At 59.6% G+C, this 11,617-nt stretch carries 8 protein-coding genes and 1 tRNA gene; 5 read left to right on the top strand and 4 right to left on the bottom strand.

Going from position 1 to position 11,617, the window contains the following annotated elements; genetic code table 11:
• The first annotated feature begins 350 nt into the window (after window positions 1–350).
• On the top strand, window positions 351–1,817 hold the full coding sequence (locus tag CHY22_RS05095; RefSeq protein ID WP_089572734.1) for an ATP-binding protein: 1,467 nt from the start codon (window positions 351–353) through the stop codon (window positions 1,815–1,817).
• A gap of 100 nt (window positions 1,818–1,917) precedes the next feature.
• Here CHY22_RS05095 and CHY22_RS05090 read toward each other — a convergent pair whose 3' ends face one another.
• Window positions 1,918–2,409 (bottom strand): hypothetical protein, encoded by a 492-nt coding sequence (locus CHY22_RS05090; protein ID WP_089572732.1) that lies wholly within the window; start codon window positions 2,407–2,409, stop codon window positions 1,918–1,920.
• Window positions 2,410–2,420: 11 nt separating this feature from the next.
• Here CHY22_RS05090 and CHY22_RS05085 point away from each other — a divergent pair, with 11 nt between their 5' ends.
• Complete coding sequence (locus tag CHY22_RS05085; RefSeq protein ID WP_089572729.1) at window positions 2,421–2,990, top strand: hypothetical protein; 570 nt, start codon at window positions 2,421–2,423, stop codon at window positions 2,988–2,990.
• 319 nt (window positions 2,991–3,309) lie between these two features.
• On the opposite strand, the gene CHY22_RS05075 is transcribed toward CHY22_RS05085, so the two are convergent.
• Together CHY22_RS05075 and CHY22_RS05070 are read right to left on the bottom strand one after the other, a co-directional pair.
• The gene (locus CHY22_RS05075) at window positions 3,310–3,996 is read right to left on the bottom strand and encodes a DUF5710 domain-containing protein (RefSeq protein ID WP_089572725.1); all 687 of its coding nucleotides are present in this window, start codon (window positions 3,994–3,996) and stop codon (window positions 3,310–3,312) included.
• A 335-nt stretch (window positions 3,997–4,331) separates the two neighbouring features.
• Window positions 4,332–4,406: transfer RNA gene (locus tag CHY22_RS05070), tRNA-Val, on the bottom strand.
• Between the two features lie 289 nt (window positions 4,407–4,695).
• On the opposite strand from CHY22_RS05070, the gene CHY22_RS05065 reads away from it, so the two are divergent.
• From CHY22_RS05065 to glmM, 3 genes are all read left to right on the top strand, one after another.
• The gene (locus CHY22_RS05065) at window positions 4,696–5,718 is read left to right on the top strand and encodes an EamA family transporter (protein ID WP_187361828.1); all 1,023 of its coding nucleotides are present in this window, start codon (window positions 4,696–4,698) and stop codon (window positions 5,716–5,718) included.
• 149 nt (window positions 5,719–5,867) lie between these two features.
• Window positions 5,868–8,180 (top strand): DUF4012 domain-containing protein, encoded by a 2,313-nt coding sequence (locus tag CHY22_RS05060; RefSeq protein ID WP_158551167.1) that lies wholly within the window; start codon window positions 5,868–5,870, stop codon window positions 8,178–8,180.
• An 83-nt stretch (window positions 8,181–8,263) separates the two neighbouring features.
• Window positions 8,264–9,595, top strand: a complete 1,332-nt coding sequence (gene glmM, locus CHY22_RS05055; protein WP_089572722.1) for a phosphoglucosamine mutase — start codon at window positions 8,264–8,266, stop codon at window positions 9,593–9,595.
• A gap of 205 nt (window positions 9,596–9,800) precedes the next feature.
• Here the strand turns inward: glmM and CHY22_RS05050 are convergent, their stop codons facing one another.
• Complete coding sequence (locus CHY22_RS05050) at window positions 9,801–11,342, bottom strand: carboxypeptidase M32 (RefSeq protein ID WP_089572720.1); 1,542 nt, start codon at window positions 11,340–11,342, stop codon at window positions 9,801–9,803.
• Window positions 11,343–11,617 lie beyond the last annotated feature (275 nt).

Here is an 11,617-nt window from a genome sequence, read left to right as displayed (position 1 = left end):
TATCCACTCTCGATATCCGACCGTTCATAATCCACGCTCATCCGCCGCCCGCACAACTCTCATATCTCATTCGTCTCTAATACGAGAGATAACAGATAGATGAGAGATAAATATGAGAGATAACAATGCTGCAAAGAGACGGGCAACCATGGTATTGTCTCAATATAGATTGTTTTACCAGCAACAACATGTTTAAATGAAACAGATGACAGACATCTTATCTTTCATCTCTCACTCATCTCTAATATGAGAGATAACAGAAAGATGAGAGATAATTACGAGAGATAACTGAGAGACGAGGGAAATCTATCCGCGGCATTCTTCGCAGAACCGAGCGAAAGGACGTGCAGATGAACGAAAACGAACTGACCGGTCTGCTCGAGTCTTTAAGGCGCATGGGCTCGGACGATCTTAACGTCGAGGTCAAGGAGAGCGCCACGACACTTTCCCGCGACGTATGGGAAACGGTCAGCGCTTTCGCAAACACCGCCGGCGGCATCATCGTACTCGGAGTGAGCGAGCACGCGGGTTTTGTCCCAGTTACAAACTTTGAGACCGAGAAAGTGCTCAACCAATTCGTGGCGGGCATGGGCGATGCCGGCGGTCGTGGAAAGCTGGCCAATCCGCCCAAATACACCATTGAGCGCGTGGAGCTCCAGGGCACCGTGGTTCTGGTCATCACGATTGAGGAGCTCGACCCGTCGAGCAAGCCTTGCTATGTCATGGAGCGGGGCGCTCAAGGTGGCAGCTACAAACGCATCGATGACAAAGATGTCACGCTTTCGTCGACCGAGGTTTTGGCACTGTCGTCATATGAACGGACGAGTCCTAGCGATCGCGATGCGGTGCCCGGTACGAGTGTGGGCGATCTCGACGAGTCGATGGTCGACCGCACGATAGAGCGTGCCTATTCGCTGACGCCTCGAGCGATGCGCGGTGCGGCGGACAAGAAGATAAAGATGGAGCGTCTGAATTTCCTCGACTTCCAGGGCAATGTTACCAAGGCCGGCCTCCTTGCCGCGGGCGTTTACCCTCAGCAGTTCTATCCCAAGCTCTTCATTGATGTGGCTGTCCACGTGGGAACTCAAAAGGGAGCTGCGGGGCCACTAAGGTTTATGGACCGCACAGTCTGCGAGGGCACCCTGGGCGAGATGATTTCGGATGCCGTCGCAGCTGTCGCCAAAAACCTGCGCCGCATCTCGACCGTCCAAGGCGTCTCGCGTATCGACTCGCTGGAGATCCCCGAGGAGGTCCTGCGCGAGGCAGTCGCCAACGCGGTTATCCACAGGGAATACGGGGATCGGTTCTGTGGGCAATCGATCGCCGTCGACGTCTTTGACGATCGTGTCGAGGTGACGAATCCTGGCGGCCTTTACGGGGGAAAGACTCGAGAGAACTTGTTTGACGGCAGCTCCCGATGCCGTAACGCGACGCTCGTGAAACTCATGTCGATTGTCCCGCTTCCGGATGGCGCAGGTTCGCCGGCTGAGGGCAATGGCTCGGGCATCCCGATGATGATCGATGCCATGCGCGCGCATGGTCTGGCCGAGCCCCTGTTCTGCCCGGGGTTCGATCGGTTCAAGGTCGTACTTTACCGTTCAAAGATCGAGCCGGTCGATCATGGCGGAGGCTTAATTGTGACGGCACTCAAACACTACGGCGAGCTGGGGACGCGTGAGCTGGCAAAACGCACGGGGCTTACAATTTCCCAGGTTAGGTCGCGCGTCAACGCGCTCATTGCTCAAGGCGAGCTTGAGCCCACGGCGCCGTCGACAAGCCGCAACCGCAAATATCGACTGTCAGAGCGCGTGGAATAAATGCGTTAGTGGACGAGGCGACCCAATAATCGACCCTCGATTGGCGCCCACTAAGGTAAAGCGGTTGTTGCCCAGTCGACGGTGATGCTAAAGACTCGGCTTACGCCGGCATGGCCCCGAACCCGTCCATCAGGAACAGCCTGAGAACCAGCTTGATGACATTTCCCGGTTTGACTTCAGCCGTGCCAAAGACGCTGCGCTCGGCGAGCTCGCTGCAGTATGCGTAGATATCGCGGATAAGGTCCGCGCCCGAAAGCGTAAACATGTAGCCTGCGTCCGAAAGCGCATTGGGCGCGGCGGGCAACTTGGCCATGTGACAGAACGTTTGCAGGTCGGGCGCCATAACATTCTGGTAGTCGAGGTGGCCGCTGGCATCCTGCGCGGCAAGCTCCAATTGGCGCACAAAATCCAGCGCCGCCGCTAACACAAAGCTCGGCGTAGGCGCATTGACGTCCTGAGTGGTCGCCACAAGCCTGCCCGCCGCCTGCGTGACAAGCCAGGCGACCTCGCGCTGGCAACGCACGGCCTTGCGCGTAACCGGCTTGATGGACGAAGAAGAAACGCTCCCCTTAGGCGGATTCGAAGCAGCCATAAGACCCTCCCATGAACAATCCGGCCCAACAAGCCCGGATGAAACACTTGCTACATCAGTATACAGGGGAGTGGGGTAGCGGGGTACAAGCGCGCCAGCGGCAAACCGAGAGCATCAACAATGTGCCTCCGCTCTATTTGGACGATGGTACGTGGGTCATTAAGTACTCGGTTCAAGCGCCGGGTACCGTTGGTTTTCGAGACCAGAATTACAACCGTAAAATGCTCAACTGCATGGAATGTGGCGTCCCAGTCGGAGTCATATTTGCAACTGAGGTGGGCTATAAGGTGCTCGGCCTTGCGTTTGTTGAGCGGTTCGAGCCCGAAAACGGATGGTTTGTTCTGCACGGTCCTGTTCATAAAGGCGGACCGGACCCTCGTTTTGCGCCCGACATGAGTTATCTGAAGCACATACCCGTCGATATTGAGTTTGCCGGACAGGGTGCGACCGACGATGAAATTTGGCTTTGGCGGTCTTTTACGATCGTGCTGTTTGATCGGATCGCGTGGCGATGCAATCTCGCGCACGCCTGCCGGTGCATGCTCTTCCTGATTTGTATAGCGAGAGGGGAGCGAGCGTGAGCTGGCGAGGCGATATTGCGATGGGGAAGTACGGAAAACTGCCGTGCGCCCTTATAGACAACAAAATGTTTCCGAGCGTAGAAGTTGATTGCGGGTCGTTTGTCGTCGCCTGTCCTTGCTGCGGCTCGCAAATACCGTGCCTCGACATTCGGTTCATCGATGCGTGCGACAGACTTAGCGACGAAGTGAGAAAACGGACAGGCGTTCATATGCCGGTGTATCAGGAGAAATGCCCTGTTTGTGGCCTCGATATCGTGTATGACGCCGGCGACGAGGGATAGGTGATGCGGAGGAGCTGGCTGTGAAGGCATCTCTGTCCCTATAAATAAACCCCCTCACCGAGCTGCTTGTGGAACTCGGCGTGATGGTCGCGTGCCCAAGTAAAGAGTGCCTGGTCAAAGTCGGTGCGCGTGGCCGGGACGCCAAAGACGCCGGCAACTTCGACGCGCACAAACTCCAGTGCCGGCAGCTTGTTGATGGCAGTGAGGGCAAACGGGGACGAGGGCTCCTCGAACAGATAGCGGCTGCCTTGCAGCGCGTCGCAACTGGTGCACGTGTTGCCGAGCGACGGGGTTTTGAAGGCTCGCGCGCCTACGGGCTTGTAGCCGCAGCGCTTATGAAGGTAGTCGCGGATCTCGCCCGGCGCGCAGCCAAGAGCGGGCACGATGGCGAGTGCGTTGGCGTTGGCCGTGTCGATGGCAATGTGCCCGGCCTTGTTGGGCGCGTGCGCGATGGCGATGCTCTGGTCGTTATCGGTTCGATAGGGAATGCCGAAGGCCGCGACCGAGGTCTCTTTGTGACACTTCCAGCACTCGCGCTTGCCCAGTACTAGATATATATACGGCGCTGAGGGGTCGGATCGGTCAACACCGGGCAGCCACTCGGCAAAGGGCTCGGGGTTGACGCCGCTGGGTACATACCAGATCTTCTTGGTCCGGTCCCATTTGGCGCCCAGTGCTTTGGCTTCTTCTTTGTGCGAAAAGGGGACATCGAGCTCGGTGCGCATGGCGGCTCCTTGGTGCTGCGGGTGCAAGTGGCTCAAGGATACCGCAGGGCGCAGACATCGCGGCGTTTTGCTGAGAAGTTGCGGTGCGGACTGATTGGTTATGCCGATGGATAGATTGGTAAGTAGATGGTCGGCTTTTGGCCAGTTGGGCGGTTGGAGCAGCTTGTGGCGCAGTTTTGTGTCTGGCTATTGTTGGTGTTGGGGTATTGAATTTGTTTGGCAGCCATTTGTCAGGTGAATTGGTGTTACGTTGCGATGACGGTTGGAGCTGCCAGTGGATTTGGCGACATAAAACAAAACAGCCCAGAGGACATAGCCTCTGAGCTGCGAACATTTGGTGGGCGTTAGAAGATTTGAACTTCTGACCTCTTCCGTGTCAGGGAAGCGCTCTCCCCCTGAGCTAAACGCCCGATCAAGGGTGCGCAAGCGCGCAAGGGATAATATAACGGAGCCTGAACTCGGTGGCAAGAACATTTTTAAAAATCGCTTACATTGTGGAATTCGGGGGCTTTGTCATATCCATTTCAAAAGAGCCCGCTGCCGCGATTTGACTGTCGCATAATGCAAGGCCATTGCGGTATCGAGCTATGGAAAGACGTCTGCGGAATTGTCCTACCGATAAGCGGACAAGCCTTCGGCTGGTGCCTTCGCCGTGGTAAGGTAAGCCGAATTGTTTCCAGGCTGCTTCGAGGGAATGGAATGAGCAAAGAGCGTGTCGAGCAGGTCGAAGGCGCAGGGGCTTCGGTGCCGATGACCGATATATCGAACATTGATGTGCCCGAGGGCACCGATGAGCTCAGCCGTAGCACCCGCCGCGCTTGGCGCGAGCGCCTGAACAGCGCTTCGACGCGCAAGATGATCACGGGCGTCTTGGCTACGCTGGTGGGCGGTTCGTTTTGGGGCTTCTCGGGCACCAGCGCGAGCTTTCTGTTCGATACCTACCACGTCGACACCTTGTGGCTTATGAGCGTGCGTCAGATTCTCGCCGGTCTACTCTTTATGGCCGTGGTTGTTACGCGCGACCGCGAGCGCCTGATTAAGCTCTGGACCACACCCGCCGATCGCAAGCAGCTGCTGCTCTTTACCGCCTTTGGTCTGCTGTTCAACCAGTTTTGCTATCTTTCGGCCGTGCGCCTGACGAACGCCGGAACCGCGACGGTGCTCCAGTGCCTGCAGCTCGTTATCGTCATGGGCTACACCTGCGTGACCGATCGCCGCATGCCTCGCGTGCGTGAGGCCGTTGGCATTGGGTTGGCCCTGGGCGGCACCTTTTTAATCGCTACCGGCGGCGACCCTACCAGTCTGAGCATATCGCCGCTTGGCCTGGTCGCAGGCCTTATGTGTGCGGTCAGCGCCACGTGTATGGCGGTGATTCCCGCCAAGATCCTGCCCGAATACGGCAGCCCCATCGTCACGGGCTCGGCAATGCTCACGGCGGGCGTGGTCTCGTGCGTCTTCGTGCAGCCTTGGGCGCATATGCCGGCACTCGACGCTGCCGGCGTCGAGGCGCTCGCGGTATTCGTGGTTATCGGCTCGTTTTTTGCTTACATGCTCTATATGCAGGGCGTTAAGGACATCGGCTCGGTGCGTGCGAGCCTCATCGGAACTGTGGAGCCGGTTTCGGCGACCATCACCAGCGCCGTTATGCTGGGCACGGTGTTTTTGCCGACCGACCTTATCGGCTTTGCCATGATCATCGTGATGATGTTCCTCACGGTGTAGCTGGCGCCGCCGCCAAGACAGAAAAGGTGTTGTGCCGCATTTTCGCCAATTGACGTCCGTGTCTGGAGTTTAGCTGTCGATGCTCAAAATGCCATAAACTAGCAATGTTATGGATTTTTTCATTGCGACTCAATTGCGAGGATTTCTTTATGGCTGGTAATCACTTTAAGGGCAGCGATAGCGGCCGTCCTGCAGTTCCGCCGCGTCCGAACGGGGCTGGTAAGGCCGGCACGCCGGGCGGCGCTGGACAGGGCGGTTCCAGTAAGCGCGTGTCCCCGGGCGAGACGGCGATGTTTACCGCTCTGTACGAGCAGTCTCAAAAGGCAAAAAAGACCGGCCGTGCAAGAGGGAATGTCTTTGCGGGCGGTGCAACCTCCGCGTCGCAGCCGAGCGGGGCTCCTTCGGTACCTGCGAACAACGCAGGTGCTGCCAACGCCGCAAATGCCGCCGGCAACGTTAATGCCGGCAAGGCCGCCAACAATACTCCCTCTGCCGGTGGCGCGGGGCTTACGGGTAACCTTGGCACGATTTACACCGGTGCCTCCGAGACTGGCACGTTCGCCCGCCTGGATGATAGCGGTGCCGAGTTTGCGGGCTCGGGTTCCAAGGAAGATTATTACGATTTTGGCTTGAACTACGGTAGCGACGCTTCGTCGAGTTCGACCTCTGACGGTCTGGTCCGTCATCGCCATCGCAAGGGCGAACGCAAAAAGCGTCACACCGGCGCCATTATTGCCGCTGTAGTCGCGGTGCTTCTCGTTGCGCTTGGCGCAAGCGGCTTTATGCTGCTTAACTCGGCAAAGACCGTAAAGAGTGAAGCGAAGGAGGCCGTCGAGATTGTCGGTGGCCTTAAGGACAAGGTCACGTCGGGCGATTTTTCGACGCTGCCTGACGACGCGAAGAAGATTGATGAGCTTTGCGACAGCATGAAGGCGGAGACCTCGAGCCCGCTGTGGACGGCGGCTTCGTTTATCCCGGTGTATGGCAGCGACATCAATGCGGCCCGCACCATGATCGACGCCCTGTCCGATGTCTCGAGCAATGCGCTGGTTCCCATGGCCGATAACCTTTCGCAGGCCACGCCCGGCAAGCTGTTTCAGGACGGCATGATTAACGTGTCCGCGCTGCAGGCGGTCGCCGATTCGCTTTCCAGCAGCTCGAAGGTGTTCAAGAGCGCCAACGAGAAGGTCCAGGGCATTGGCGATACTCATATTTCCCAGGTGACCGAGCTGGTCGATAAGGCCAAGGACGGCTTTGCCACCCTCAACGGCGCGGTTGACGCGGCGGAGAAGGTCGCCCCCGTCCTTCCGCAGATGCTCGGCGCCAACGGCCAGACGCGCAACTACCTTGTGTACGCCATGAACAACGTCGAGATTCGTGCCTGCGGCGGCTTTGGCGGTTCGCAGGGCCTGATTTCGGTCACCGACGGCCAGATGTCGATTGGCGAGTTTGTTCCCCGCATTGGACTCAGCGAGGATGAGGCAGTCGAGAGCGTCGACGAAGAGGATGAGGCGCTGTTCGGCAACCACAGTAACCTGTACAACTCGGGCAATACCTATTCGCCTGATTGGCCCCGCAACTCGCAGCGTGTCGCAGCCCTGTGGAAATCTCAATATGGCCAGGACGTTGACGGCGTCGTGGGTATCGACCCGGTGTTCCTGCAGTATCTGCTGGGCCTGGTCGGTAACGTGTCGCTGCCCGACGGAACGGTTGTCGACGGCACCAACGCCGCAAAGGTCCTCATGCACGATGTGTACTGGAACTATCCGGTCGAGGAGTCGGACGGCATCTTTGCATCCGTCGCCAGCGCTGCCTTCGACAAGATCCTTGGCGGTATCGGCGATGTCGATGTTACGAAGCTTGTCAGCGCCGTTGAGCGCGGTGCCGAAGAGGGCCGCCTGATCGCGTGGATGAAAAACGATGACGAGCAGAACGCTATCAAGGAGATGAACATCGACGCCTCGCTGCCCGATCCGGATGACCCGAGTGAAGATCCCGTTGCTGGTGTCTACTTTAACAACCTGAGCTTCTCCAAGCTCGACTGGTACCTGAATGCCGATACGCAGATTGGCCAGGGCATCAAGAACGGTGACGGCACATGCTCGTATCGCATCACCGTTACCCTGACGAACATCATGACGCAGGAGGAGGCCGGCAAGCTGCCCGACTACGTCGCGGCGAGCGCGCCCGATGCCGCGCGCGACGACGAGCGTCTGAATGTCTCGTTGTTTGCCCCGACGGGCGGCATCATTACTGATCTGACCGTCGAGGGCACCCAGTTTGGTCTTGGCGCCGCTACGTGGCATGGAATCCCCTTCTATTCGGGCACCGTTGACCTGCATGCTGGCGAGACGACGACGATCACATATACGCTGACCACGTCAGCCGAGGCGGGGGACAAGCCGCTTACGCTGCGTCAGACTCCTACATGCCAGGCGGCTCGCGACAGCGCGTCGGCGTAGGGTTTTTCTGGTAGCGCAGATAATCGAGTACCATTTTGGGGCGGACAGGCAATCTGTTCGCCTCTATTTTGTAAGGAGAGCGCATGAAGTACTTTGGCACCGACGGCTTTCGCGGTGAGGCTAACGTTGGGCTGACGGTAGAGCACGCTTATAAGATTGGCCGTTTTGTGGGCTGGTATTACGGCGCCAACCGCGAGCGCAAGGCGCGCGTCATCGTGGGTAAGGACACGCGTCGCTCGAGTTATATGTTCGAGGCGGCGCTGGTGAGTGGCCTGGTCGCGAGCGGTGCGGACGCCTATATGCTGCACGTGATCCCCACGCCGGGTGTAGCGCATCAGACCGTGGAAGGCTGCTTCGATTGCGGCATCATGATCAGCGCGAGCCACAACCCGTTTTGCGATAACGGCATTAAGCTCGTCAATAGCGACGGTTTTAAGATGGACGAGGACGTACTGGAGCTCATCGAGGACTACGTCGATGGCAAGAGCGAGGTGCCACTGGCCACGGGCAACCACATCGGCGCCACGGTGGACTACATGCAGGGCCGCAACCGCTACATTGCCTCGCTCATCGCCAGCGCGAACTTTTCGCTGCAGGGCGTCAAGATCGGCATCGACTGCGCCAACGGCTCGGCGTCCTCGGTGGCCAAGCCGGTGTTCGACGCGCTGGGCGCCGACGTGCGCGTGATCAATGCCGCGCCTGATGGTTTTAACATCAACGTCGACTGCGGCTCCACGCATATGGAGCGTCTGCAGCGCCACGTGGTGGAGCAGGGCCTGGACGTGGGCTTTGCCTATGACGGCGATGCCGACCGCTGCCTGGCCGTGGACGAGCGCGGCCGCGTGGTCGATGGCGACCAGATCCTGTACGTGTGCGGCGTGTACCTGAACAAGCACGGTCGCCTTTCGGGCGGTACCGTGGTTCCGACGATTGCCGGCAACTTTGGCCTGATCAAGTCGTTGGAGCTTGCCGGCCTAAGTGCCGTGACCAGCGGTGTGGGCGACCGTCACGTGTATGCCAAGATGCGCGAGGGCGGTTACAGCCTAGGCGGCGAGCAGACGGGCCATACGATCTTTGGCGATATCGAGCGCACGGGCGACGGCATTATGACCTCGCTGCGCGTGATGGAAGTGATCCGCGCCGAGCGCGAGACGCTCTCGCAGCTCACGGCTCCGTGCAAGCTGCTACCGCAGGCGCGGGTGGCCGTGCGCGTGGCGGACAAGGACGCCGCGCTCGAGAACATGGGCGTGCAGAACGCCATCGCCGAGGCCGAGGCTGCGCTGGCAGGCGAGGGCCGCGTGCTCGTGCGCAAGAGCGGAACCGAGTCGGTTATCCGCGTGCTGGCCGAGGCGCCCGACCAAGCATCCGCCGATGCCGCCATGAAGCGCATCGCCAACGCACTCGAGGCTCTGTAGTTACGCGGCTTTACCAAACCGCGTAACTGCTCGACGCTGCAAACGCCCCTAAGCGGCAATCTGACGTTCAATTTCAAGGGCGCGACCAGAAGGTCAGCGCCCTTTCATTTCACGTCACCTTGCTCGCTTAGGGTCGTTTTCGCTGACGTTGCCAAGACATTGGCGTCAACATGGTTGGCGTTGGCGATGGCGTGCTGGTCAATCCTTACAGCTCGTACAGCGTGGTGAACTTGTCCTGCAGGTAGCTGCAGTAGTAGCGGGCGTCAAAATCCATGCCGCAGGCACCCTTGATGAGTTCCGGCGCGTCCTTGGCGCGGCCCCACTGCCAAATGTGCTCGCCCAGCCACGCGCGGACGGGTGCCAAGTCGCCGCTCGCGCAGGCACCGGTAAGGTCGACGCCGTCGCGGCACATGGCCGGCACAAACATGGCATCGTAGGCGCTACCCAGCGCATATGTGGGGAAGTAGCCAAACGAACCGCCGCTCCAATGCGTATCCTGCAGGCAGCCGTGCGTGTCGTCGGGAACTGGAATGCCCAGGTACTCGTCCATAAAGCGATTCCAAAGCGCGGGGATGTCCTTGGCCGTAGCCTCGCCGGCAAACAGCATGCGCTCGATCTGGTAGCGCACCATAATATGCAGCGGATAGGTGAGCTCGTCGGCCTCGGTGCGGATCAACGACGGCTGCGCGATGTTCACGGCGCGGTAGAGCGTGTCTTCGTCGACGTCGCCGTAGACCTCGGGCGCGTGACGACGCAGCACCTCGAGCAGCGGGCCCATAAAGGCGCGGCTGCGACCCACGGTGTTCTCGAAAAAGCGGCTCTGGCTCTCGTGGATGCCCATGGAGGTGCCGCCCTCCAGGCACGTGCGCGCATAGGCGGGATTGACGCCCAGCTCGTACATGGTGTGCCCCGCCTCGTGGATGATGCTGTAGACGTTGGAGATGCAGTCGTCCTCGTAGATGTGCGTCGCGATGCGCGCATCGCCCACGGCAAAGCCCTCGCTAAACGGATGCTCGGTAAAGGCAAGCGCGGTGTCGTCCAGGTCCAGGCCGACAAGCTTCATAAGGTCGAAGCTCATGGCGCGCTGGGCAGCCTCGGGCACGTGGGCGTGCAAAAAGTCGGCAGCCGGCTGCTGGCCGCGCTCGCCGATGGCGTGCACGAGCGGCACGACCGTGGCCTTGACCTCGTCGCAAAACGCGTCGAAGCTCTTGGCGGAAAGGCCGCGCTCGTACTGGTCGAGCCAAACGTCGTATGGATCGCGCTTGGGGTCCATGAGCTCGGCCTGATGCTTAAGTTGGGCGACGATTCTATCCACATAGGTCTCAAAGCTCGCCCAGTCGTTGGCTGCCTTGGCCTTGTGCCACACGGCGTCCGCCTCGCAGGTGAGCCTGGTCCAGGCCTCGGCTTCTTCGGTGGGGATGGCACTGGCCTCACGTTGATCGCGGCCGAGCACACGGATCTCGTCGAGCAGCTGAGGGTCGTCGATTTTGCCGCCGGCGACGGTCTCGCGCGCTAACGAGCGTACGAGCTCAACGGACTTCTCGCTGGTCAGCAGCTTGTGATGCTCGCCGGCAAGCGTGCCCATGGCGTCGGCACGCGCTGATGCGCCGTTGGCAGGAGCAATCGTCGCTCCATCGAACTCGGCAATCTTGAGCAGGTACTCGCGAGTCCACAGCTTGCCTTCGAGCTTGCGGAGCTTCTTGATGCTCTTGCCCGCCTTGGCCTTCTTATCGAGTTTCTTTCCCATACCTATATCCTTGATCTCGCAGGTCGAGCGCCACGGGTGGGCGTGCGGCCAGTTTGCACAGCTACCTGCCTTGTACCCAGTGCGAACAAAACGGAACGCGGCGATGCACACGCAGAATGTGTTATCCTATAGCCCAATGCGTTGACGGAGAGGGTTTTGCCCGCCGCGTCGCCGGCAAGAGAGGGAAGGTCATGGGCTGCAAGCCTTCCTGCGGTGGCAAGGGCCAAGCGTTCACTCCCGAGCAGCAACCTCAACGGGCGCGCGGCCACGCGGCG

It is taken from the genome of Collinsella sp. TF06-26 (assembly GCF_002232035.1).
Lineage (GTDB): Bacteria > Actinomycetota > Coriobacteriia > Coriobacteriales > Coriobacteriaceae > Collinsella.
This window is presented reverse-complemented; position numbering and strand designations above follow the sequence as displayed.

Excerpts from the sequence above, each read along its gene's own strand:
- CHY22_RS05095 (WP_089572734.1), top strand. The coding sequence starts at position 351 with ATGAACGAAAACGAACTGACCGGTCTGCTCGAGTCTTTAAGGCGCATG.
- CHY22_RS05090 (WP_089572732.1), bottom strand. The coding sequence starts at position 2,409 with ATGGCTGCTTCGAATCCGCCTAAGGGGAGCGTTTCTTCTTCGTCCATC.
- CHY22_RS05085 (WP_089572729.1), top strand. The coding sequence starts at position 2,421 with ATGAACAATCCGGCCCAACAAGCCCGGATGAAACACTTGCTACATCAG.
- CHY22_RS05075 (WP_089572725.1), bottom strand. The coding sequence starts at position 3,996 with ATGCGCACCGAGCTCGATGTCCCCTTTTCGCACAAAGAAGAAGCCAAA.
- CHY22_RS05065 (WP_187361828.1), top strand. The coding sequence starts at position 4,696 with ATGAGCAAAGAGCGTGTCGAGCAGGTCGAAGGCGCAGGGGCTTCGGTG.
- CHY22_RS05060 (WP_158551167.1), top strand. The coding sequence starts at position 5,868 with ATGGCTGGTAATCACTTTAAGGGCAGCGATAGCGGCCGTCCTGCAGTT.
- glmM (WP_089572722.1), top strand. The coding sequence starts at position 8,264 with ATGAAGTACTTTGGCACCGACGGCTTTCGCGGTGAGGCTAACGTTGGG.
- CHY22_RS05050 (WP_089572720.1), bottom strand. The coding sequence starts at position 11,342 with ATGGGAAAGAAACTCGATAAGAAGGCCAAGGCGGGCAAGAGCATCAAG.